1 protein-coding gene is annotated in these 297 nt (G+C 49.8%); it reads right to left on the bottom strand.

The window, feature by feature from the left end; translation table 11 throughout:
* Nucleotides 1-190, bottom strand: a 190-nt coding sequence (locus tag P0G09_RS19190) for a hypothetical protein (protein ID WP_275253465.1), incomplete at its 3' end; no start/stop codon positions are given.
* Nucleotides 191-297 lie beyond the last annotated feature (107 nt).

The raw sequence follows: 297 nt of genomic DNA, 5'->3' as shown, positions 1-297 counted from the left end.
GATAGTTTTCCCTGTCAGTTCCGTGAGGTTTTCCCCGGGCCCTCACCGCCCTTCTGCAATTCCGTTGCATGGGCAACGGTATTTTTAGCTCCATTATAGTAAACTTGAGCGCGTAAAGCAATTGATTTTGCAAAATTTGCAAATTTTGTTTCTGGTTGGAACAACAAAGAGAGGAAGGAATCTGCACCATGATGAAAAAACTGACCTCCCTGCTGCTGTCGGCTGCGCTGATGATCAGCCTGCTGGCCTGCGGGGCTTTTGCCGCCAAAACAAAAAGCGGTGTGCGCATTGCGGGCC

The organism is Faecalibacterium sp. DFI.5.82 (genome assembly GCF_029076575.1).
In the GTDB taxonomy this organism is placed as follows: Bacteria; Bacillota; Clostridia; order Oscillospirales; family Ruminococcaceae; genus Faecalibacterium; species Faecalibacterium duncaniae.
The sequence above is the reverse complement of the archived record's forward strand: the minus strand, read 5'-3'. Positions and strand labels throughout refer to the sequence as shown.